21 protein-coding genes are annotated in these 24,367 nt (G+C 29.1%); 17 read left to right on the top strand and 4 right to left on the bottom strand.

Annotated features, from left to right (window positions below):
• Window positions 1-2: 2 nt before the first annotated feature.
• From AJ881_RS06305 to ctf, 4 genes are read right to left on the bottom strand one after another with little or no spacing between them, the layout of a single operon-like run.
• Window positions 3-1,181, bottom strand: coding sequence for an SGNH/GDSL hydrolase family protein (locus AJ881_RS06305; protein ID WP_070277239.1), 1,179 nt, complete (start codon window positions 1,179-1,181; stop codon window positions 3-5).
• A complete protein-coding gene (locus tag AJ881_RS06300) occupies window positions 1,168-2,178 on the bottom strand; it encodes a DUF459 domain-containing protein (protein WP_070282693.1) in 1,011 nt (336 codons plus the stop codon). Before AJ881_RS06300 ends, AJ881_RS06305 begins: the two co-directional genes overlap by 14 nt.
• Window positions 2,179-3,555: an MBOAT family O-acyltransferase gene (locus AJ881_RS06295; RefSeq protein ID WP_044780018.1), complete on the bottom strand. Its 1,377-nt coding sequence runs from the start codon at window positions 3,553-3,555 to the stop codon at window positions 2,179-2,181.
• Between the two features lie 42 nt (window positions 3,556-3,597).
• On the bottom strand, window positions 3,598-4,101 hold the full coding sequence (gene ctf, locus AJ881_RS06290) for a non-heme ferritin (protein ID WP_002852256.1): 504 nt from the start codon (window positions 4,099-4,101) through the stop codon (window positions 3,598-3,600).
• A 180-nt stretch (window positions 4,102-4,281) separates the two neighbouring features.
• Here ctf and AJ881_RS06285 point away from each other — a divergent pair, with 180 nt between their 5' ends.
• The 17 genes from AJ881_RS06285 to AJ881_RS06205 all read left to right on the top strand — a co-directional run bounded on the left by AJ881_RS06285 (window position 4,282) and on the right by AJ881_RS06205 (window position 24,363).
• Window positions 4,282-5,277: a substrate-binding domain-containing protein gene (locus AJ881_RS06285; protein ID WP_070274095.1), complete on the top strand. Its 996-nt coding sequence runs from the start codon at window positions 4,282-4,284 to the stop codon at window positions 5,275-5,277.
• Between the two features lie 9 nt (window positions 5,278-5,286).
• On the top strand, window positions 5,287-6,201 hold the full coding sequence (gene pstC / locus AJ881_RS06280; RefSeq protein ID WP_053872560.1) for a phosphate ABC transporter permease subunit PstC: 915 nt from the start codon (window positions 5,287-5,289) through the stop codon (window positions 6,199-6,201).
• Window positions 6,198-7,286 (top strand): phosphate ABC transporter permease PstA, encoded by a 1,089-nt coding sequence (gene pstA / locus AJ881_RS06275; RefSeq protein ID WP_070282695.1) that lies wholly within the window; start codon window positions 6,198-6,200, stop codon window positions 7,284-7,286. Before pstC ends, pstA begins: the two co-directional genes overlap by 4 nt.
• Window positions 7,283-8,023 (top strand): phosphate ABC transporter ATP-binding protein PstB, encoded by a 741-nt coding sequence (gene pstB / locus AJ881_RS06270; protein ID WP_002776307.1) that lies wholly within the window; start codon window positions 7,283-7,285, stop codon window positions 8,021-8,023. The genes pstA and pstB overlap by 4 nt, the downstream gene beginning before the upstream one ends.
• A gap of 69 nt (window positions 8,024-8,092) precedes the next feature.
• On the top strand, window positions 8,093-10,534 hold the full coding sequence (locus AJ881_RS06265; protein WP_070282697.1) for a hypothetical protein: 2,442 nt from the start codon (window positions 8,093-8,095) through the stop codon (window positions 10,532-10,534).
• Window positions 10,535-10,536: 2 nt separating this feature from the next.
• The gene (locus AJ881_RS06260; protein ID WP_070282699.1) at window positions 10,537-11,853 is read left to right on the top strand and encodes an MATE family efflux transporter; all 1,317 of its coding nucleotides are present in this window, start codon (window positions 10,537-10,539) and stop codon (window positions 11,851-11,853) included.
• A complete protein-coding gene (locus tag AJ881_RS06255) occupies window positions 11,829-12,476 on the top strand; it encodes a M48 family metallopeptidase (protein ID WP_070274121.1) in 648 nt (215 codons plus the stop codon). The genes AJ881_RS06260 and AJ881_RS06255 overlap by 25 nt, the downstream gene beginning before the upstream one ends.
• 41 nt (window positions 12,477-12,517) lie before the next feature.
• On the top strand, window positions 12,518-14,038 hold the full coding sequence (locus AJ881_RS06250; RefSeq protein WP_070282701.1) for a hypothetical protein: 1,521 nt from the start codon (window positions 12,518-12,520) through the stop codon (window positions 14,036-14,038).
• Complete coding sequence (gene hypF / locus AJ881_RS06245) at window positions 14,019-16,208, top strand: carbamoyltransferase HypF (RefSeq protein ID WP_070282703.1); 2,190 nt, start codon at window positions 14,019-14,021, stop codon at window positions 16,206-16,208. Before AJ881_RS06250 ends, hypF begins: the two co-directional genes overlap by 20 nt.
• A 77-nt stretch (window positions 16,209-16,285) precedes the next feature.
• Entirely contained in the window at window positions 16,286-17,029 is a 744-nt protein-coding gene (hypB, locus tag AJ881_RS06240) for a hydrogenase nickel incorporation protein HypB (protein ID WP_070282705.1), read from the top strand.
• Window positions 17,029-17,310 carry a HypC/HybG/HupF family hydrogenase formation chaperone gene (locus AJ881_RS06235; RefSeq protein ID WP_002776342.1) on the top strand — a complete coding sequence of 94 codons (282 nt, stop codon included), beginning with the start codon at window positions 17,029-17,031 and terminating at the stop codon, window positions 17,308-17,310. The genes hypB and AJ881_RS06235 overlap by 1 nt, the downstream gene beginning before the upstream one ends.
• On the top strand, window positions 17,294-18,385 hold the full coding sequence (gene hypD / locus AJ881_RS06230) for a hydrogenase formation protein HypD (protein ID WP_070282707.1): 1,092 nt from the start codon (window positions 17,294-17,296) through the stop codon (window positions 18,383-18,385). Before AJ881_RS06235 ends, hypD begins: the two co-directional genes overlap by 17 nt.
• On the top strand, window positions 18,382-19,356 hold the full coding sequence (gene hypE, locus AJ881_RS06225; RefSeq protein WP_002872365.1) for a hydrogenase expression/formation protein HypE: 975 nt from the start codon (window positions 18,382-18,384) through the stop codon (window positions 19,354-19,356). The genes hypD and hypE overlap by 4 nt, the downstream gene beginning before the upstream one ends.
• Entirely contained in the window at window positions 19,356-19,700 is a 345-nt protein-coding gene (gene hypA, locus AJ881_RS06220) for a hydrogenase maturation nickel metallochaperone HypA (RefSeq protein ID WP_070282709.1), read from the top strand. The genes hypE and hypA overlap by 1 nt, the downstream gene beginning before the upstream one ends.
• A 183-nt stretch (window positions 19,701-19,883) precedes the next feature.
• Entirely contained in the window at window positions 19,884-20,153 is a 270-nt protein-coding gene (locus AJ881_RS09720; protein WP_070282711.1) for a site-specific DNA-methyltransferase, read from the top strand.
• Window positions 20,154-20,204: 51 nt separating this feature from the next.
• Window positions 20,205-21,821 (top strand): site-specific DNA-methyltransferase, encoded by a 1,617-nt coding sequence (locus AJ881_RS09585; RefSeq protein WP_070282713.1) that lies wholly within the window; start codon window positions 20,205-20,207, stop codon window positions 21,819-21,821.
• The gene (locus AJ881_RS06205) at window positions 21,814-24,363 is read left to right on the top strand and encodes a DEAD/DEAH box helicase family protein (protein ID WP_070282715.1); all 2,550 of its coding nucleotides are present in this window, start codon (window positions 21,814-21,816) and stop codon (window positions 24,361-24,363) included. Before AJ881_RS09585 ends, AJ881_RS06205 begins: the two co-directional genes overlap by 8 nt.
• The last annotated feature ends 4 nt before the right edge of the window (window positions 24,364-24,367 follow it).

Raw genomic sequence — 24,367 nt, 5'->3', positions numbered from 1 at the left:
ATTTAATAATCGATGATATTTTTTAAATCCTCGAGTAACTTTTTAGCCATCAGCTCATAGCCTTTTATAGTAAGATGTACATCATTGAGCGAAAGCTTTTGTTCTATCCATTTGTTTTTTCCTCCGCTATCTTGCATAAACTGATGCATATCAAAGATAAGAGTTTTTTCTTCTTTAGCAACTTCATATAATGCTTTGCGTATGGTAAAAAAATCAGGAGCAAGCTTGTAGTTTTTACCTTGTTTTTGAACTACGGTTGGTGGAGAGATTAGCATGATAACAGCGTTTTTATTGTAAGTTTTTAAAATGCCAATCCATTTTTTTAAATTATTTTTGAATTTTTCTTTTTCAAACCCTTTAAAGAGTGCATCATTAGAACCATAAGCAAGAATAATTAAATCATTGTGTAAAAGTTCTAGTTCTTTTTTTACAACTGCTTGATTCCAAGAGAGCCATAAATCACTTTTAGAACCATTGATTGCAATGGTATCTAAGAAAACATTATTATCTTTATTTGTGATGAAATATCCTCCTAGCTCAGCATCCTTTTGTAAGGCTGAAATTTGTAAAGGAAGATCAAGTTCTAGTTCTTTATAAGACCATTTATTAATTTGCGTGGTTCTTAACTCATAGCTTTGGTTTTTTGCATCTTTGATGCTAAAAGCATTGGTATTTTGCTTGGTTTTAAATAAAAATCCTATCTTGAATTTTTTTTTATCTAAGGTTGTATCAAGGTTGATTTTTGCACCTTTGATTTTTGCTTTGGCTATTATCCCACCTAGTGGAAAATTATGTCCAGCATTAGTAGGATTTCTTGAGTTTAAAATTTCAAAGTTTTTATAAGAATAAACAAGATTAAGATTTTGTTGATATTTGGGCTGTAAAGGATAGGCAAAACCTATAGAGTTAGAGCGGATTAAATATCCTCTTATGACACGCGGAAAGAAATCAGCCGCCATATGAGAATCTCCATAAATTCTAATTCCTATGTTTTGATTTTTTTCTAATTTTTTTTCTAGATTTTTAAGATCTTTTTTTGATACATAATTTGCTAAAGCAGGGTGATTTTTGTTTTGATTGAGTATGGAATCTATTGTGTCATTTGTATTTAAATTTTGTGCATAAGAGCTAGTAAAAATAATAAAAAACAATAAGATAATTTTAAATTTATTTACTAGCATTTTCTTCCTTAAGTTTTATGTGTTCTAATAAAAGTTTAGACATTTCTCTTGCACCACTTGGGGTAAAGTGAATCCCATCATCTGTTCTTACTTTTATACTTCTATTGTTTTCATCTTTTATATAAGCTGAGTATTCATCATTGACACTAAAAAATAGTTTAGTGTTGATAAAAATTTCTTTATTTTTAAGAATTTCATCGCTGTAAATTTTATTGAGCACTTGTATTTTTTTGTTCAAATCTTCTTTTTTTACAGGAGGGATTTCAAACCAAAAAACTTTGGCTTTATGTTTTTTAGCGATTTTAATGATTTCATCTACACGATTTGTATAAATATCTATCCAAGAAGGGGAGCCAAAACGATGGTAATTTCCTCCTTTTTTAATATCCCAAGGATCATTAGCACCAAGAAGAACAACAAGATATTTAATATTTGAGTTTTTAACAAAAGCTTCATTGGTTGCTTTTGACCAGTTAAAATAGGATTTATAAGAAAGGCCTGTATTTTGTTTACTAAGATCGGTTACCTTAAGATTTAAATTTCTTAAATCTCTATTTAAGGCTATTGCAACACCTTGCATTAAAGAATCTCCGATAAATAAAAACTCATCTCCATTTTGTAGCTCTAATTTGGTATTGTCGATAAAACTAATATTTGCATCTTGGATTAAGGTTAGATTTGTTTCTTTATGAGAAGTGTTTTCATCATTTTCTAAAGTGTTTAAAACTTTATCTATTTTACTTAAGTTTTCATCTGTTGATTTACTTTCTTGATTTGTATCTTCTTCATTGGTTTGAGGCAAGGGTTCGTTGCTTAAAATTGCACGAATTTGTTCTAATTTAATTTTGAAGCCATTGGCTTCTTTTAAAAGATCATTATGAGGATAGAATGCAAAATGATATTTTTGTTCTATATAAGAGCTAATGCTCTGATTCATAACTACAACAACCAAGCCAAGTACTATAATCAAAATGAAGAAAAATCTAACTGCACTCATCTAAAAACTCGAATAAATAAAATCAGGAATTCCATCTGGCATAAAAGCAAAAACCAAAAGTAAAATAAAAGCTATGATAAAAGGTTTTAGTAAAAATGGAGTAAGGTTTAAAATCTTAATGCAATATTCTTTAAAATTAATAAATAAAGGATAGATCATAAAAAGAACCCCAAAAGCAACCAACATGTAAATATCATTATAGGATGGAATTTGGAAGAAATTATAATAACAAGCTTTAAAATATTCTATTGCATCTTCTAGATTTTTGCTATAATAAAAGAAAATCCAAGTAAAACATACAAATTGAAAGGTTAAAAATCTTCCTAAAGCTGGAATTTTTTGTAAACTAAATTTGCTTAAAGCTAGCAAATGTATAAAAACTATGCCAATGCCATGCAATAAACCCCAAACAATAAAAGCAAGTGTATTGCCATGCCATATACCTGAAAGTATAAAAGCGATGAGTATATTAACTATAGTGCGTGGCATTCCTTTTCTATTGCCCCCTAAAGGTATATAGATATAATCTCTTATAAAGGTTGAAAGACTGATATGCCATCTAGCCCAAAAATCTTTTAGATTTTTTGCAAGATAAGGCATGTTAAAGTTAGGTGGAAGGGTAAAACCTAACATTAAAGCAAAAGCACAAACTAAATCAACATATCCGCTAAAATCGCAGTATATTTGAATCGCATAGGCGTAAATTGCGCTTAAAAGTTGTATGAAATTATAAGATTGTGGAAAGTCTAAAATACTTTTAGCATAAATTCCAAGGTAATTGGCTATTAAAACTTTTTTAACTATACCAAAAACAAGCAAGATGATGATTAAATTTGCATGTTTAAATTCGCGTTTTTGATAGGCTTGTTCAAAGAAAAAAGAACTTCGCATAATAGGCCCTGAAAGTAGTGTTGGAAAAAATGATAAGAAGGTTGCTAAATTTAAAAAACTTTCTAAACGGCGTTTTTGGTAAACTTCTACAAGATAAGTGATAGAAGTAAAGGTATAAAAACTAATTCCTATTGGAAATACTAAATCAATATTTAAAAATTCTAAACCGAAAAAATCTAATATCTCATCAATACTTCCTTTGATGCTAGGAAAGTATTTAAAAAAACATAAATTTAAAACAATAAAAGCCATACAAGTAGCGAAAATATAACGCTTGCGACGCACAAAAATAAGCAAGGCAAAATAGTGTATAAAAAAGGTGTATATAAATAAAACCAAGGCGAAATAAGGATTGATTAAAATATAAATAATATAAGAGAAAATTAAAATTAAAATATTTTGTATTTTGTAATCATTTTTAAAAGTCCAATAAATAGCAAAAAAAGCTATCATTAAGATACTAAATTCTAAAGAAAAATAAGTCATACCTTCAATCCAAAGCGAGATTTGCCCATAATAGGGCAAAGATTATTTTTTTCTGCTTAATGCAATATTTTTGATATATTGATCAGCTAAATAAAGTCCATTTCCGTGTTCTCCGATTAATTTAATCTTGTCAACTATACCACGGAAAAGTGCTTCTTCTTCGTGTTGTTCGCTTACATACCATTGTAAGAAATTAAAAGTAGAATAGTCTTTATGTGTTAGCATGTGTTCAACTAAAGTATTGATTGATTTTGTGATAAATTGCTCATGTTCATAGGTTTTTTCAAAAACATCAAGCAAGGATTTGAAATTTTGTTCAGGCTGTTTTACTTCTTGAAGCTCTACATGAGAATCTGTTTCATTAAGATAAGTGATAAGCTTTTTGGCATGATCACTTTCTTCGCTTGCATGTGCAAACAAGAAGGCTCCAGCTCCATCAAGACTGTTTTCATAGCACCAAGAGCTCATACTAAGATATAAGTTCGCTGCATACATTTCTTTGTTTATTTGTTCATTGAGTAATTTTACAACTTCTTTAGAAAGCATTCTTATCTCCTTATTAAAATTTAAAATGTTTTATAATGATATATTATTTTTTTAAAAACAAGCTAAATTTTTTGATAGTTAAAAATTATATTTAAGAAAAATGCAAAATAAAAAATGTTTCCAAAATGTTTCCAAGTTTTTTTAAACTTCCATTACTTTTTTTAAAGTTAAGGAGAAAAAATGAAAAAAATTCTATCTTTAAGTGTGGCAAGTTTTGCGCTTTGTGGTGCTTTAAATGCAGCAGATTTAAAAATCGCAGGTTCATCGACTGTGTATCCTTTTACTTCTTTTGTAGCTGAAGAATACGCTTCGATTAAAAATACAAAAACTCCTATAGTAGAGAGCTTGGGAACAGGGGGTGGATTTAAGGTATTTTGCGAAGGAACTACTGATATTTCTAATGCTTCAAGACCTATGAAATTAAGTGAATTTGAAACTTGCAAAAAAGCAGGAGTAACTGATATAGTAGGGATTATGATAGGTTATGATGGTATAGTTTTAGCTCAAAATAAAACCAATGCTCCATTAAATATCACAAAAAAAGAACTTTTCTTAGCATTGGCAAAAGAAATTCCACAAAATGGAAAACTTATACCAAATCCTTATACAAACTGGAATCAAATCAATAAAAATTTACCAAATCGTAAAATTAGTGTTTATGGTCCACCATCAAGTTCAGGAACAAGAGATACTATAGAAGAGCTTGTTATGAGTGATGTGTCTAAAAAAATTCCTGAGTATAAAGGCGAGTATAAAACTTTGCGTCAAGATGGTGCTTATATCCCAAGCGGTGAAAATGATAATCTAATCGTTTCAAAACTTACTATTGATAAAGATGCTTTTGGAATTTTTGGTTATAGCTTTTTAGTGAGCAACTCAGATAAAATCAATGTCGCTACTATCGATGGTGTTACACCAAGTGAAGAAAATATTGCAGATGAAAAATACGAACTTGCAAGAAGCTTGTTTATTTATATCAATGCTAAGAAAAATCCAAAAGAAGCCTTTGATTTTGCAAAAATTTACATGAGTGATGATTTGGCAAAAAGTGGCGGAGAACTTGAAAAAATAGGACTTGTTCCTTTAAGCGATGATAAATTAAAAGCTTCTCAAAAACATATAGAAGATAGAAAAATTTTAAATGATGAGCTTGTAAAAGCTGGAAAAGTTTTTTAAGGAAAAACTTTGCTAAAAGAAAAAATAATCAAATTTGCACTTTTTTTATGTGCTTTTGTAAGCGTGATAGTAAGCTTTGCTATCATGCTTACAATTTTAATTGAAGCTTTAAAATTCTTTCAAAAAGAAAGTGTTGCTACCTTTTTATTCTCAAGTCAGTGGGCAGCTGATGCAGCTTTTATGAATGCAGATGGCACGAGCAAACAAGGTGTTTTTGGAGCGCTATCGCTTTTTTGGGGAACTTTTTATATTTCATTGATTGCTATGCTAACGGCTTTACCTTTAGGGGTTATGTGTGCTATATATTTAGGTGTTTTTGCTGGCAAAAAATCTAAAAATTACTTAAAACCTATTTTAGAAATCATTGCAGGGATTCCTACTGTTGTTTTTGGATTTTTTGCAGCTATAGTCGTAGCGCCTTTTATAGTGTGGTTTTTTTCTTTATTTGGCATACAAGCAAGTTTTCAAAGTGCTTTAGGCGCAGGTTTTATCATGGGGATCATGATAGTGCCTATAGTGGCTTCGTTATCTCAAGATTGCATTGAAGCAGTAAGCGAGAAAAGGATTAATGGCGCTTATGCTTTAGGTATGACAAAAAAAGAAGTGGTTTTTGCTGTGATTTTACCTGAGGCTATTCCTGGTATAGTTGCAGCTTGTCTTTTAGGACTTTCAAGAGCCTTAGGCGAAACTATGATAGTGGTAATGGCAGCTTCTTTGCGTCCAAATTTAACGATGAATTTTTTAGAAGATATGACAACAGTAACGGTAAAAATCGTAGAAGCTTTAAGCGGAGATCAAGCTTTTGATAGTTCTTTAGCTTTGAGTGCTTTTTCTTTAGGTTTGGTGCTTTTTATCATCACTTTAATCATCAATATGTTTAGCGTTTATCTCATCAATCGCTTTCACAAAAGGAAAAATTTATGAAAAAACTTTTTAAAAAAAGACAAAAAGCTTCAAAGTCTTTTAAAAGACTTTGTAAAATGGGGCTTTATATTAATTTAATTTTTCTTTGTATCTTTTTAGGAAGTGTGGGTTATCTTGGAATTGGAGCTTTTAAGCAAACTTATATTTTTGTAGAGGCTAATAGAAATTCTCCTGTTTATGATCTTTTATCTCGTGCTGAGCAAAGAAAAATAAGAACAGGGCAAATCACTGAAAAAACTTGGCTTTTGGCAAATTCAGAAGTGGATCAATATATGAAGCAAAAATATAATCGCCTTAGTGAAAAACAAAGAACTTTAGTCGATGATCTTGTGCAAAAAGGCGATATAGAGCTTAAATTTAATAGCAATTTCTTTTTAAATGGGGACTCAAAATCTCCTGAAAATTCAGGAATTTTATCTTCAGTTGTAGGGACTTTGCTTGTTATGCTTGTTTGCATGGTTGTGAGTGTTCCTATAGGCGTTGCAGCAGCAATTTATTTAGAAGAATTTGCACCGCAAAATTTATTTACACATTTTATAGAAGTGTGTATTAACAACCTTGTAAGTATTCCAAGTATCTTGTTTGGACTTTTAGGACTTGGAGTGTTTATCAATCTTTTTGGAATGCCTCGATCAAGTGCTTTAGTGGGTGGGCTTACTTTGGCGATCATGAGTTTACCTATTATCATTGTTTCAACCAAAGCGGCTTTAAAAAGTGTGGACATTAACATGAAAAATGCTGCTTATGCCTTAGGTATGACAAAGGTTCAAATGGTAAAAGGTATTATGTTGCCTTTGGCTATGCCTATGATTTTAACAGGTTCTATTTTGACTTTAGCTGGGGCTATAGGCGAGACTGCACCTTTGATGATTATCGGTATGATAGCATTTATCCCTGATGTAGCTAGTTCGATTTTTGATCCAACTAGCGTTTTGCCTGCTCAAATTTACTCATGGTCAGCTATGCCAGAGCGTGCATTTTTAGAAAGAACAGCAGCGGGTATTATTGTGCTTTTAGGACTTTTAGTCGTGTTAAATCTTAGTGCGATATTATTAAGAAAATATTTTCAAGGAAAATTAAAGTGATAGCAAAAACAACAAATTTAAATTTATTTTATGGAAAAAAACAAGCTTTATTTGATATCAATATGCAAATAGAACAAAACAAAATTACCGCACTCATCGGTGCTTCAGGATGCGGTAAATCCACTTTTTTGCGTTGTTTTAACAGAATGAATGATAAAATCGCAAAAATCGATGGTTTGGTAGAAATTGAAGGAAAAGATGTTAAAAATCAAGATGTAGTAGCTTTGCGTAAAAATGTAGGCATGGTTTTTCAACAACCTAATGTTTTTGTAAAAAGCATTTATGAAAATATCTCTTATGCACCAAAACTTCATGGTATGATTAAAAATAAAGATGAAGAAGAAGCTTTGGTGGTGGATTGTTTGCAAAAAGTAGGACTTTTTGAAGAGGTTAAAGATAAATTAAAGCAAAATGCTCTAGCTCTTTCAGGCGGACAACAACAACGCCTTTGTATCGCAAGAGCTTTAGCAATAAAACCTAAGCTCTTGCTTTTAGATGAGCCAACTTCCGCACTTGATCCTATTAGCTCAGGTGTTATAGAAGAGCTTTTAAAAGAATTAAGTCATAATCTTTCTATGATTATGGTAACGCATAACATGCAACAAGGCAAACGCGTGGCTGATTATACTGCATTTTTTCACCTTGGAGAGCTTATAGAATTTGGTGAAAGTAAAGAATTTTTTGAAAATCCAAAACAAGAAAAAACCAAGGCTTATCTAAGCGGTGCTTTTGGGTGAGATTTATACAAAAACAAGTATCTTTGTATTAAAATTATATCCTTAAAAAAATTTTATAAGGATATAGTTTTGTTTGAAACACTTTTAAAACTCAGCGAAGAACCTTTAAAAAGCAAGATTAAGGGTTTGTATTTTTCTAAATTTAATTATATAGGTGCTAAGATTGATTTTTGTATCACTCAAAATTTAGGACTTTTAGGTGAAATTAACTTGCTTTGGGCTGAAGCCAAACAAGGAAAAAGTGAACTTAAAAAGTCTTTTGTACAGCTTGTGCTTACCATAGGAAAATATAAATTTTATACAGAGCAAACTCCAAATTTACTTTGTGCTTTTGATGGAGAAAAGATAGCTTTTTTACCCTTTGCTTGTTTGCAAGAAATTTTTTATCAAAGCGATATAGACTTTAGTGTAACACCTAGCAACCATACAAGTGAGCAGTTTTTAAAACTTCTAAAAGAATTAGATAGTATTTTAAATACAGCGCAAATTTTTTATTATGAAAAAAATGACAAAGAATTAAAAACTTTCATAAAAGAAAATCTTACAAGCGAAAATATAAGCAAAATTAGAATCGATAAAAACAATTTTGTAAGCATTTATCACAAATGGAATAAAATGGTTAAAGATACTATCAGTATTGATTGGAATTTGGCTAAAAAAAGTGGGATTATAGATGCTGATTTTTATTTGGCTGATTTGTTATCAAAAGATGATGTTACCATAGTTGAAAAACTATTTGCTGTTTTAAAAAGTGATTTTTATGAATTTAATGCAAAAAAGACAGATTTAGGTTCTATCGCTGCTGAAAAAACAGGTTTTAATGACAATCAAAAAGCACATAAAGAATTTTGGGCTATTTATGAGCGTCCTCCAAGAGAAGAATTTTGGGATTATATTATAAAGCGTAGAGATTTGCTCGTAGATCAAGATATAAGAGAGCGAAAGGGAGCATTTTTTACCCCAAGAATTTGGGTGGATAAGGCTTGTGAGTATTTGTCAAAAACTTTTGGTGAAGATTATGAAGAGGGGTATTATATATGGGATTTAGCGGGTGGAACAGGAAATTTGCTAGCAAATTTTACAAATAAAAAAAATATCTTTTGTTCTACTCTTGATAAAGCCGATATAGATGTGATACATGAGCGTATAAAAAATGGTGCAAATTTGTTTGAAAATCATGTTTTTCAATTTGATTTTTTAAATGATGAATTCTTTGATAAAGTGGATGATAAGGGTAAAATCATCCAAAAATCAAAATTACCTTTAAATTTGCAAGAAATTTTAAAGGATGAAAATAAACGCAAAAAATTAATAATCTTTATAAATCCACCTTATGCGGAAGCTGGAACTACTGCTACTATATCTGGAACTGGAAAACATAAAACTGGCGTTAGTCTTGATAATTATGTTTATGAAAAATACAAAGATATTTTAGGAAAAGCAAATAATGAACTTTTTACACAATTTTTTATAAGAATTTATTGCGAGATCGAAGGAGCTATACTAGCTAGTTTTTCTACTTTAAAATATGTAAATTCTACAAATTTTATAAAATTTAGACAAGCTTTTAAGGCTAAATTTTTAAAAGGTTTTATAGTGCCTGCTTATACTTTTGATAATGTAAAAGGAAATTTTCCCATAGGATTTTTGATATGGGATACAAGTAAAAAAGAAGAAATTAAAAAAATAAAACTTGATGTATTTAATGAAAATGGAAATTTTTTAGGTAAGAAAAATTTTTATAGTAATCATAGTTTGCATGTAGGAAAGTGGATATCTAAATTTAAAAATAAAAATATATCATTGAATTTAGGAATGATGAATACTGGTAGAATGGATTTTCAGCATCAAAATCTTGTTTATATTATGCACGATACAAGAGATGCTGGACATTCTATAATTCTAACTTATAATAATTTAATTGTTAGTGCCGTATTTTTTTCAGTGCGTCACGCTATAGTAGCTACTTGGATTAATGATAGAGATCAGTTTTTGTATCCTAATGATTTGTATAAAAATGATAATGAGTTTAAAAGTGATTGTTTAGCTTTTATGCTTTTTCATGGACAAAATAAAATAAGCTCTAAAGAAGGGATAAATCATTTCATACCTTTTAGTGAAAAAGAACTAGATATCACAAAAGAAGCTTTTGAAAGTGATTTTATGTATAAATTTATAAAGGGTAATATAAAAGATGAAAACTCGCTTTTTGGTGATGAGTTAGCAAAGATAGAATTTAGTCTTGAAGCTCAAGAGCTCTTAAAAGCTGGAAAAGAACTTTTTAAGTATTATCACACACATAGCGAGGATAAAGGCTATCTTGTCAATGCTTCGTTTTATGATATCAAAGAATTTTTTCAAGGCAGAGATGAAAAAGGTAGGATGAAGCTTCCTAGCCAAGCAAAAGACGAGCATTATAAAATTTTGCTGAGTGATTTAAACACAGCCTTAAATACTTTAGCCAAAAAGCTAGAGCCAAAAATTTATGAATACGGCTTTTTAAAAGAATAATCATGGCAAAAAAACAACTCTCTTTAACAAGACTCAGTTTTCCTATATTTTGGGATTTGCTTTCTAAGTATTTAACCGTAATTATCAATACCGCTATGGTGTCGCATTATTCTAATTTTCTTGTCGGTGCTATGGGGGCTGGAAATCAAATTTTAGATCTTTTTATCACTATTTTTTCATTTTTAAGTGTGGGTTGTAGTGTGGTGATAGCTCAGGCTATTGGTGCAAAAGATCATGTTTTAGCAAGAAAAGTGATTCATCAAAGTTTGTTTTTAAATGCACTTTTAGGCTTTGTATGCGGTATGCTTATTTTATGGCATGGGGAGTATTTGCTTTATCTTTTAAAAATCCCACAAGAACTGCTCAAAGATAGCGAAATCTACTTGCATATGCTTGCAATTTGTTTGTTTTTTGATGCCATAGGAATTGTTTTAGCGGCTATTGTAAGGGTTTATAATATGGCTTATTGGGTCATGTTTATAGGTTTTTTGATGGATATAGTGGTGATTTGTGGAAATTATTATGTTTTGCATTATACAAAATCAGAACTTTTTGGAGTAGGACTTAGCAATATTTTTGCCCGTATTGTTGCTATAGTGGCTTTACTTGTGATACTTTTTTATAAACTTAAAATTCATCTTAAAATCAAAGAAATGATAAAACTTGAAAAAGAGGTATTAAAAAAGGTTTTAAATATAGGCGGATTTTCAGCAGGGGAAAATCTTTTGTGGATAGTCCAATACACTATAGCTTTTGCTTTTGTAGCAAGCTTAGGTGAAGCAAGTTTGAGTGTGCAAACGATTTATTTTCAAATTTCAATGCTTATCATGCTTATAGGACAAGCTACAAGCATAGCTAATGAAATCATAGTAGGTAAATTAGTCGGTGCTAGATATGAAAATATCGCTTATAAACATGCTTGGCGTGCTTTGTATTTTAGTGTGGTGGCAAGTGCTTTAGTGGCACTTTTAAATTATCTTTGTCAAGATTTTACTATGCAAATTTTAGGACTTAAAGAAGAGTTAAAAAATTTAATGATACCTTTATTTGCCCTTTCAATCTTTCTTGAAATTTCACGAACTTTCAATATAGTCATGGTTAATTCCTTACGTGCAAGTGGTGATGCTAAGTTTCCATTTTTTAGCGGACTTGTTTTTATGATGGGAGTATCTTTGCCTGTGGGTTATGTGCTTTGTTTTCATTTTAATCTTGGAATTTTAGGGGTTTGGATAGGATTTTGTGCAGATGAGTTTTTGCGTGGAATGGTAAATTCATACAGATGGAAAAGCAAAAAATGGCAAGGCAAAGCTCTAGTTTAAAATCATTTACTTATAAAGATGAGTGTTATTTTTATTCTAAAAAACGTATAAAAACTTTAAGATTAAGGCTAAATGAAAGGGGTGAATTTGTTCTTAGCATTCCTTATTTTTGCACTTTTAAAAGTGTTTATGAGTTTTTAGATAAATCAAGTTCTTGGATAAATGAGGCAAAAAAAAGATTTGAAAAAAAAGTTTTAAAAGATGATGAATTAATCTTTTTAGCTAAAAAATATAAAATTATATTTGATGAAAATGCTAAAAAAACTTATTTTGATAAAGATAAAATTCTTTGTCAAAATAAAGCAAAATTAGATTTATTTTTAAGACAAAATGCCAAAAAGATTTTTACTTTTTATCTTAAAAAATGGAGCCAAAAAACAGGTTTATTTTACACGCATTTAAGCATTAAAAATATGAAAACGCGTTGGGGTTCATGTAATCACAATAAAGCTTATATTAACTTAAATTTAAAACTCATTCAAAAGAGTTTAAGGGCTATTGAATATGTGATTTTGCATGAAATAAGCCACTTAAAATTCCCCAATCACAGCAAAGAATTTTACGCTTTTATGGAGCATTTTATGAGCGATTTTAGACAAAGAGAGAAAGAATTTTTAAGTTAAAAATGTTATATTTATAGTTTATTTTTCAAAAAAGGCATAATATGACTTTGAATTTTGATTTTATTTATAATGCAGATAATAATATTTTTGAATATTTATTGCGTTTTTATGCGAAAAATTATAACTACACCCTTAGCAAAGAAGAAAATATTTATCATTTTTCTATTGATGCAGATGAAGAAAATTTAAAGACTTTTTGTGATTCTTTAAATTTCATGAGTCATAGTGTTTTTTTGAAAAAATTTGATGTAAAAGCGGGGCAGGATTTTAACCCTTGTATGCCAGAGGATAAAGAATTTTCAAGATTTTCTTATATTACTCATTTAAATTCTAATGCCTATCAAGAAAAAAAACTTTTAAACAAAAACGAGTGGGGCGTGTTTTGTGAGTGTGAATTTTCAAGCAATTTATCAGAATTTGAAAAAATCAATGAAGAAAATTTCAATACTTTTTTAAATCTTGCCTTTGATTTGTTAAGTCAAGAAAAAAAGATTTATTTAAAAGATAAAAATGGCATTTATGAATTTTCTTTGTTTAAGAACGAATTTATAGGAGATTTTTTACTTCCTTGTGATATTAAGGCTATAAATTCAGTTTTTGTTTGTTCAAATGAAAATTTAAAACTTCTTGCAAGTTTAGAAAAACCTTTGATGAAGCTAAGACTTAATGCCATGTTTAGAAAAAATCACAATCTTGATTTTAATGATTTTAAAATCAGACTTGCTAGAGATTTGTTTTGCTTTGCTTTAGGTTTAAAACTTTTTGAAAATGAATATAAATTTTTAAGCGTAAAAAAAATAGAAGAATATCAAAAAGATTTTTATATCAGTGTTTTAGATGAGCAAGTGGTGGTTTTGGAAGGCTTTGAATTTATCAATGCTAAGGCAAGAGAGCTTATTTTTTCTAAAGAAGATAAAAATATGGCAAGAATTTCTTATCTTGTAAGCCGTTATAAAGAAAAAGCTTTTATTTTAGAGCTTAGCAAAGATTATGAAGATATTTTGCTTATTAACAAAGAGCTTAATTTGCTTAAACTTTGCTTACCAAAACACAGCAAAGAACTTTATGAAGAGATTAAAAAAGATGAAATTGGTGCAAGGCTTTTAGAAAATTTTAGCAAGGAATTTCCTCTTTTAGATGAAAATTTTGAGCTTCAAAACAATTTTTATTCCTTGCTTGGCTTGGTAGGCAGAGTGCTAAATTTGGGTAAAAATTTACAAGAGAGTGCTAGTGAGCTTTTAAAAATTGCTGATGAATCAAAAATGCCTCGTGGAGTAAAGATTGATTATCGCTTGAAAGAAGATAAAAGTTTTGATTATACAAGAACTTTAAGATCTACTATGAGTTTTATGTTAGCAGGTGTGGATAGTGCTAATATCGCTTATGGAGCGGTTGAGAGTTTGGCTTATTTCTTACGTGATATTTATGATGAATTAAGAGAGAAAAAGCAAAGCGACTTAGCGCTTATAAGTGGCTCTTTGTTTGAACATAAATCTTTGCTTAAAAATACTTTAAAACATCTTAAAAATTGTCAGTTAAGCGATGTGCCACTTAGGGTATAAGATCAAAATTTCAGGCTTGGTGCAAGGGGTGGGTTTTCGCCCTTTAGTTTATGAACTAGCTTTGAAATCAAAGCTTTTTGGAGAGGTAAGAAATGATGGTTTTGGGGTAGAAATCATCCTTGCTTGCGCTCAAAAAGAATGTGAAAATTTCATAGAAAATTTAAAAAATCATCTCCCACCTTTAGCAAGAATAGATAAGCTTATAATGACGCAAATTTCTATTTCAAACTATGAGAATTTTAGTATCACTCCTTCTTTAAAGAACATAAAAAGCACGCCTATGTTAAGTGATTTTGCGCTTTGTAAGGAGTGTAAAAAAGAATTTTTTGATGAAAAAAATCCACGCTTTTTATATCCTTTTATCACTTGCACGCATTGTGGGCCACGCTTTAGTATTATAAAAAGTCTTCCTTATGATAGGATTAATACTTCCATGCAAGAATTATTGATGTGTGAGTTTTGCAAAAGCGAATACGAAGATCCTAAAAATAGGCGTTTTCATGCCCAGCCTATTAGTTGTCCTAAGTGTAAAATCAATGTTTTTCTTAAAAATTCAAAGGGTGAAATTTTAGCCAAAGATCAAGAAGCTTTTATGAAAAGTGCGAAGTTTTTAAAGGAAGGTAAAATTTTAGCCATTAAAGGCATGGGCGGTTTTCATCTCATGTGCGATGCTTTTAATGAAGAAGCTTTAAAAACTCTAAGACTTAGAAAAAATCGCCCTAAAAAACCCTTTGCTTTGATGTGTAAAGATTTACAAAGTGCTAAAGAACTTGCCTTTATAGATAAAAATGAAGAAGCCTTGCTTGGTGGGGCTTTAGCTCCTATTGTGATTTTAAAGGCAAAAAAAGCCTTTTCTTTAATCGCACCTGATGTTGATAAAATCGGTATTATGCTAGCTTATACGCCTTTACATCTTTTGCTTTTTGAGTATTTTAAAGGAAGTCTTGTGGCAACAAGTGCGAATTTAAGCGGAGAAAGTATCATTAAAGATGAGTTTAATTTGTGTCAAAAACTTGATAAAGTTTTTGATTTTTATTTGGATTATGATAGAGAAATTATCAACGCAAGTGATGATAGCATAGCTCAAGTGGTAAATGGCAAAACTATGTTTTTGCGTACTTCAAGGGGTTTAAATCCTTTTTATTTGGAAAGAAATTTTAATAAAAAAGGCACTTTTTTAGCTTTGGGTGCGGAGCTTAAAAATGAATTTGTGATTTTTTATGAAAATAAACTTTTAATTTCTCCTTATATAGGGGATTTGAAAAGTCTTGATGTACATGAGAGATTTTTTAAACTTTTAGAATTTTTTAAACAAAATTATGATTTGAAATTTGATGCGATTTTGTGCGATAAACACCCGCATTTTAGCTATGCAAAAGAATTTGAAGAAAGGACTAAAATTTCTCATCATTATGCGCATTTTTGTGCGGCTTATTTTGAATACGAAGAAAATTTTGCAAAAGATGAAAAGGCTTTAGCTTTTATTTGTGATGGAACAGGTTATGGTGAAGATGGCAAAATTTGGGGTGGAGAAGTTTTTGTAGGAAATTTAAAAGAATATGAAAGAATTGCACATTTTGAAAATTTCACTCTTATAAATAGTGATATTAAAAATATACAAAATTTGGCTCTAAGTCTTATTTTTCATTATGGTTTAGAAGATAAGGCTAAGGAGTTTTTAGCAAAAATTCCAAAAATTAAACTTGAAAATCTTAAAAAAATTTATTCACATTCTAACTTACAAACAAGCTCTTTAGGACGCATTATCGATGCTTTTGGAAGTATTGTTTTTAACTTAGAAAAAAGTTCTTATGAAGCCCAAGTTGGCTTAATGTGTGAAGCTTTTTATGATAAAAATCTTGATTTTTCTTACAAGCTTTTTGTAGAAAAAGGGCAGGTTAATTTTAAAAATTTAATCCTAGGGGCTTTACAAGATGAAAAAACTAAGGCAATTACAGGTATGTTTAATGCCTTAGCAAATTTTATCATAGATTTTAGCAAAGATTATGATTTAAAAGTGCTTTTAAGTGGAGGAGTTTTTCAAAACAAAACCTTACTTGAAATTTTAAAAGCTAAAAATTTTGATTTTTTTGTACCTTTAAAATATCCTTGCAATGATAGCTCCATAGCCTTAGGACAAATGGTGCATTTTTTAAATTTAGAAAAATAAAGCAAATATTCTAAAAACTCATAATTTTTTAATGCTTTTAAGGTTAAAATGAAACAAAAAATATATAAGGAAAGAAAATGTGTAAAGATTGCGGCTGTTCTATAAATTCAAGCCATACGCACGATCATCATCATGATCACCACCATAAAAATCCAAGTTTAAAAGAAAGTAAAACCATAGAAGTGATTTCTAAAATTTTAAGCAAAAATGATGAAGAAGCTAAGCACAATAGAGTGCATTTTAATGAAGCTAACACGCTTTGTATTAATTTAATGAGTTCTCCAGGTAGTGGAAAAACCACGCTTTTAGAAAGCACGATTAAGGCTTTGAAAAATGAGCTTAAAATCGCTGTGATTGAAGGGGATTTAGAAACCAATAATGACGCTCTAAGAGTAAAAAATGCCGGAGCTTTAGCGTATCAAATCACTACAGGGCAAAGCTGTCATTTGGATGCTTTTATGGTGCATGAGGCTTTGCATCATTTAGCCATTGATGATGTGGATTTGCTTTTTATAGAAAATGTTGGAAATTTAGTTTGTCCTGCAAGTTATGATTTAGGAGAGCATTTAAATGTGGTTTTGCTTTCGGTAACTGAAGGAAGTGATAAACCGCAAAAATATCCTGTGATGTTTAAAAAGGCTGATATAGTTTTAATCACAAAGGCAGATTTGGCTCATCATTTTGATTTTGATGTTAAAGAGGCGACCAGGTTGATTAAAGAATTAAATCCTAGAGCAGATATTATCACTCTTGATGCAAAAAATGGTACTAATATGGAGCTTTGGTATAAGGTGCTTAAACTTAAAAAGGAGCTTTTTTAATGTGTTTATCTATACCTTCTGAAATTTTAGAAATCGATGAGTTAAACAATGCTTTAGTGCAAACTTTAGGTGTGAAAAGAAAAGTTAATTTGGATTTGATTGATGAGCCTTTAAAACAAGGCGATTATGTCTTAATCCATGTAGGCGTTGCTATGGAAAAAATCGACAAAGAAGCTGCACTAGAAAGCATTAAAACCTATCAAGAAATAGTAGAAAAAATGAATAGCGGAGAGATAAAAAGCGATGAGGGAGATTTGGGTTTAAATGAATTTCATCGATGAATTTAGAGATAAAGAAAGCATTTTAGCTTTAAAAAAACTCATAGAACAAGAACTTAAAAATCCTATCAATATCATGGAAATTTGCGGTGGGCATACACATAGTATTATGAAATATGCCCTACCTTCTATTTTGCCAAAAGAAATTAACTTCATCCATGGACCAGGATGTCCTGTTTGTGTTATGCCAAGAGTTCGCATTGATACAGCTATCAAGTTAGCCTCTATGAAAGATACGATTTTTTGTACTTTAGGAGATCTTTTAAGAGTGCCTGGAAGTGAAATTTCTCTGCTTGATTTAAGAGCTAAAGGGGCTGATGTTAGAGCACTTTATTCTCCACTTGAAGTTTTGGAAATTGCTAAGCAAAATTTAAACAAAAATATCATCTTTTTTGCTATAGGTTTTGAAACTACTACGCCTATGAGTGCTTTACTTCTTCAAAAGGTTATAGAAGAAAAAATAAATAATGTCTTTTTTCATATCAATCATATCACAGTTCCAGCACCTGTAGAAGCGATCATGAATGATAAAAATGTAAAAATCAATGCTTTTTTAGGCCCTTCTCATGTGAGTGTGATAACAGGTTATGGTATTTATGAGCCTTTGGCAGCAAAGTTTAAAACCCCTATAGCGGTGAGTGGTTTTGAGCCAGTTGATATTTTAGAAAGTGTATTAAATATCATAAAACAAAGCAATGAAGGCACTTTTAAAGTGTACAATCAATACAAAAGAGCCGTAAGCAAAGAAGGTAATGTTAAAGCGCAAAATTTAGTAAAAAAATACTTTAGAGTGTGTGATTTTGAATTTCGTGGCTTAGGACTTATTAAAGATGGAGGTTTGGAACTAAAAGAAGAATTTAGCACCTATGATGCGAGTAAAAAATTTGATTGTACGGTGCAAAGTAAAAATGAAAGCAAAGCTTGTATTTGTGGGCAAATTTTAAGAGGTTTAGCCAAGCCTTATGATTGTAAGGTTTTTGGTAAGGCTTGTACGCCAAGAAGTCCTATAGGAAGTTGTATGGTTTCTGGCGAGGGTGCTTGTGCGGCGTATTATAAATACTCAAAGGTGAATGTATGAAAAATATTTCCTTAGCCCACGGAGGTGGTGGAGAAGAGATGAACGAGCTTTTAACTAAGCTTTTTAAGATCTTTGATAATGAAATTTTAAACGCAAATAATGATGCGGCGATTTTAGGAAATTTGGCTTTAAGTACGGATTCTTTTGTTTTAAGTCCGATTTTTTTAGATGAAGAGGTTAATATAGGCAAACTTTGTGTTTGTGGTTCTATTAACGATGTTTTGATGGTGGGTGCTAAGCCAAAATATCTAAGCTTAGGACTTATCTTAGAAGAAGGTTTTGAGCTAGAAAAACTAGAGCGTATTTTAAAAAGCATTAAAGAAGAATGTGAAAAATGTGGAGTTATGTTAGTTTGTGGCGATACTAAAGTTGTTCCTAAGGGTAAGGCAGATGAAATTTATATCAACACTACAGCCTTAGGTGAAATTATTTCTAAAAAAGAAAGTAAAAATATCAAAGCAGGGCTTAGCATACTTCTTTCAGGTGATATAGGAAGGCATGGAGCTAGTGTTTTAATCAAAAGAAATGAGTTAGAAGCTGATATTAAAAGTGATTGTAAGGCTTTAGATAAAGAGGTTTTAGAGCTTTTAGAAAAAGATATAAAGGTTGTAGCTATGAGAGATGCTACTCGTGGGGGGCTTAGTGCGGTTTTAAATGAGTGGGCAAAGCAAAGTGGAAATGATCTTTTGATCTTTGAAGAAAAAATCATCGTTCAAGATGAGGTTTTAGGACTTTGTGAGCTTTTTGGTTATGAAGCTTATGAGCTTGCAAATGAAGGTACTTTCATACTTTGCGTGGAAAAAGAAGATGAGTTAAAAGCTTTAGAAATTCTAAAAAAATACAATGTAAATGCGAGTATTATAGGAGAAGTTTTAGAAGAGAAAAAAGCACGCGTGATTTTACAAAACGCTTATGGGGCAAAACGCTTTTTAGAAAGTCCTAAAGGCGAACTTTTACCAAGAATTTGCTAATGCACGAATTAAGTATAGTAGAATCTTTAATCGAACTTTGTGAAGAAAATGCCTTAAACAATAAGGCTTACAATGTGCAAGAAATTTATGTAAAAATCGGGCGTTTAAGCGGTATAGAAGTGGATCTTTTTAAGCGTTGTTTTGAAATTTTTAAAGAAAATTCAAATATTTGTAAAAATGCTAAACTTTTTATAGAACTTGCTCCGCTTGAAATTTTATGCTTAAAATGCGATCAAACAAGTATTTTAGAAGAAAATGTTTTTAAGTGTCCTAAATGTCAAAGTATAGAATGTAAAATCACACAAGGTGAGGACTTACACCTTATGCGACTTGTGATGGAGTGAGATGATAAATTTAGAAACATTGTTTTTTGTTTGATTTTATATAATTTTTAGTATTATAATAAAATAAAATTTTTAATTTTACAAGGATTAAAATATGTTAAAAGATAAATTATTGCAAGATTTACAAGAACACTTTGAAACTTAGGACAAGTTAGAAATTTAGCACAAAATTATGATGAAAGATTGTTTAATTATCTTTTAGAAGAAAGTAAATATAAAGAAGAATTTAAAAATAGATTTTTTATTTTTAATAAAAAAGTTTTGATTTTTAAAATAAATGAATTTTTAACATTTTTAGATCTTAAAAATTTAAGTGGTAGCTTTACAAGCTATGCTAACAAAATAGGACTTGCAAATAAAACAAAATCTCTTTTAAAAATAAATAACGAAGTAGTATTAAATTTTGCTTTTAAAGATGGTGTTATAAAAGGCGGACAAAGTAAAGATGAGTAAAAAACACAAGAGATATTTTTCAATGAAATACTAGCTCATGATGAAATAGATGTGTTATTTGATAAAAAAGCTTTGCAGAATTTTGAACTAATAGGTGAAATAAAAAATTTACAAGAATATTTAAAAAATAATCCAAATTTGCTCATAAAAGGCAATAATTTACTAGTGCTACATTCTTTAAAAAAGCTTTATGCAAATAAAATAAAATTAATCTACATTGATCCACCTTATAATACAGGTAATGATAGTTTTGGTTATAATGACAAATTTAAACACTCTACTTGGCTTACTTTTATGAAAAATCGCCTTGAAATTGCTAGGGAATTTTTAAGAGATGATGGTGTGATTTTTGTGCAATGTGATGATAATGAACAAGCATATTTAAAAGTACTTATGGATGAGATTTTTGGAAGAGATAATTTTGTAAATAGTATAGCTGTTAAATTAAAAAATATTGCAGGAGCAAGTGGAGGAGGAGAAGATAAAAGATTTAAGAAAAATATAGAGTATATTTTAATTTATGGTAAAAGTTATGAAAAATTAGAACAATTTAAATCTGTATATGATTCTAGAGAATTGTATTCTCATATAAGTTTTTGTAAAGAAAATAATATTAGTTGGAAATATACTTCGGCTCTACTCAATGGCGGTGAAAAAAAGTTAATAGCTACAACACTTGATGGTGATGGCAATGAAATTAAAATTTTTGAAAGAATTAATTATGATATAAAATCCATAGGACAAATGATAAAAGATTTTAAAATGAATGAGAAAGAAATTTTTTATCATTATGTAAATAAAATTTTTAGAACCACGATGCCACAAAGTTCAATTAGAGTGAGAGTTCTTGAAAAATTAAAAGAATTAAATTTAAGTCCTTATCTTATATCTATAGAATATACCCCAAAAAGTGGAAGAAATAAAGGTGTTGTATACGAGCAATTTTATAATGGAGAAAAATTAAATTTATTCGCATGGCTAAAAGATGTTGTAGAAATTAAAGATAAGCAAATTTTTAAAAAAGAATTAGCTGGAACTTTATGGGATTTTGCTTTCGCAATGACAAATTTAACAAAAGAAGGGGATACTCAATTTAGCAATGCAAAAAAACCCGAAGCTTTACTTCAAAGAATTATAGAAATTTCTACAAATGAAAACGACATAGTAATGGATTTTTTTGCGGGAAGTGGCACTACTCTAGCCGTTGCTCATAAAATGAAACGCAAATGGATAGGCATAGAACAAATGGATTATATAGAAACTATCACAAAAGAAAGACTCAAAAAAGTCATAGAAGGTGAGCAAGGTGGTATCAGCAAAGCAATAAATTGGCAAGGTGGTGGAAATTTTGTTTATGCTGAGCTTATGCCACTTAATGCAATTTATAAAGAAAAAATACAAAATTTAAATGATGAAAAAGAACTAGATAATATTTATCAAGAGTTAAAAACTAAAGCTTTTTTAGATTATAGAGTAGATATAAATGAAATTTTAAAAGATAAAGAATTTGAAAATTTAGACTTAGAAAGCAAAAAAGAAATTTTAAAACTTGTTTTAGATTCTAATATGGATTATGTTTTATATGGTAATATAAAAGATGAAGATTATGCCTTGTCTAAAGAAATAATAAAGCTTAATAAAATATTTTATGGTGATGAAAATGTTTAATAAAAAACTACACGAGCTTTTACAAGAAGAATTTGGAAAAAGAGGTATAGAGCAAATAGAAATTCCTTTTTACGTAAAAGAGAATTTATCAAAAGAATTAAGAATTTATCAAGAAAAAGCTCTAAAGTATTATTATGCAAATTCTGATAGCATAAAACAAAGACATTTAATGTTTAATATGGCAACAGGAAGTGGAAAAACACTTATAATGACGGCTTTAATACTAGATTGTTATAACAAAGGATATAGAAATTTTATATTTTTTGTAAATTCTACTTCTATTTTAGAAAAAACTAAAGCAAATTTTGCAAATAAATATTCTAGCAAATATCTTTTTAAAGAAAATATAAATATAGACTCTAAAAATATAGAAATTAATATTATAAATAATTTTTTTGAAAGCAAAAATGAATGCATTAATATATATTTTACAACTATACAAGCTTTATTTTCTCTTTTTAAAAATGAAAGGGAAAATTCTTTAAGCTTTGAAGATTTAAAAGATAAAAAGCTTGTATTTTTAGCTGATGAAGCTCATCATTTAAATAGTGATACTAAAAGCAAAAACGAAAATGAGCTTAAAGAAGGTTGGGAAGCTATTATAAAAAGAGCTTATGAAAGCAATAATGAAAATTTATTGTTTGAATTTAGTGCTACTATTCCGCAAGAATTTAATGTTTTGGAGAAATATCAAGATAAAATTATTTACGAATACACCTTAAGGGAATTTTGCAAAGAGGGATATTCTAAGCGTATATTTTTAGTTAAGTATGATAATGATAGTTTAGAACATAGATTTTTAGGAGCAGTACTTTGTAGTCTTTATAGAGAGTTGTTGGCTCAAAAATATAATATCGTATTAAAGCCTGTTGTTTTATTTAAGAGTGAATCTATAAAAGAATCTATGCAAAATCAAGAAAAATTTATAGATTTTATAGATAATTTAGAAAGCTTGCATATAGAAGATTTTTATAAAAATATAAACAAAGAAAGCGATCTTTTAAATAAAAGCTTAGAGTTTTTTAAAAAAGAATATCAAAATACTTATGCAAAAACTATTGTAAATTTTTTGAAAAATAATTTTAAAACGCTTTATATGTTAAACACAAATGATGATAAAGAGCTAGAAAAAAATCAAATTTTACTTAATAGCTTAGAAGAAAAAGATAATCAAATAAGAGTTATTTTTTGTGTTGATAAACTTAATGAAGGTTGGGATGTTTTAAATCTTTTTGATATAGTTAGGCTTGGAAATAAAAAGGCAAGCAAAACAATAACCACAAAGGAAGCACAACTTATAGGAAGAGGTGCTAGATATTATCCTTTTAAAGGCAATTTATTTGATTTTGATGATGAGCTTAAATTTAAAAGAAAGTATGATAGCGATCTTGAAAATGAGTTAAATACTTTAGAAAGATTAACTTATCATACTAGAAACGATGTTGAGTTTATCAAGCAACTCAATGAAAGCATGAATAAAGAAGGATTGTTATTTGAAGAGGAAAAAACACGCATAGATTTAATAGTCAATGAAAAAATAAAAGAGATCGTTGAAAATAATAAAATTTATTATGCCAATAATAAAAGAATCAAAAAGCGTGATTTGAAAAATTTTTACATTACAAGAATTGAGATGGAGCAAAAAATAAAAGGTTTGCAAATTCCTTATTTTTCAAATTCTATAAAAGAAAGTGAGGAGAAATTTGAAGAAATCAAAGAAGAATATGATCTTCAAAAACCATCTGCTCTTAATCATATAGATAATATATATTTTTTAAAAGCTATGAATATATTAGGACTTGATTTTAATAAAATCAATGAAAATTTTACTTTTAAAAGTAAAAAAGATTTTATAGAAAATTGTTTAAAAAACATAGTTGTTTGTTTTTCAAAACGACAAGAATTTAATCAAATAAATAATCTTGAAATAGCCAAATATATTTTAGAAAATTTTAAATCGCTCAAGCAAAACATAAAACAAGAATACGAAGTAAGTGAGTTTATAACTCATGAATTTAATATAGGTAATAAGGTAGTATTTAAAAATAAAGAGAATTTTAAGGAAATGAATTTTGAGTGGCTTTATCACAAAACTTTTTGTTTTGATAGTAATTTAGAAAAAGAATTTTTAAATTTTATAGAAGTGAAAAAAGATGAAATCAATAAAGTGTTTTCTAAATGGTTTGTTATAAGAAATGAAGGCTTTGAAGAATTTAAAATTTACGATAATAGAAAAGATGAAGCAACTTATGCTATGGGATTTGAACCTGATTTTATTTTCTTTGGTAAGAAAAATAAAGATGATGATAATTTTTTAAGTATACAATGTTTTATAGAAACAAAAGGGGAGCATTTAGCAATAGCAAAAGATGCTTGGAAGGAAGAATTCTTAGAGACTTTAAAAGGAAAAATAATAACCACTAAGGATGATAAAAAAATAACTCTTCAATCTTTACCATTTTTTATAAACAAGAACTTTAATATAAATGATAAATTCCTTAGTAGTTTTGATGAATTTGTAAGTTTTCAAGATGAAAGATAAGTAA

The sequence above is a fragment of the Campylobacter sp. BCW_6460 genome, assembly GCF_001762705.1.
Taxonomy (GTDB): Bacteria; Campylobacterota; Campylobacteria; order Campylobacterales; family Campylobacteraceae; genus Campylobacter_D; species Campylobacter_D jejuni.
This window is presented reverse-complemented; position numbering and strand designations above follow the sequence as displayed.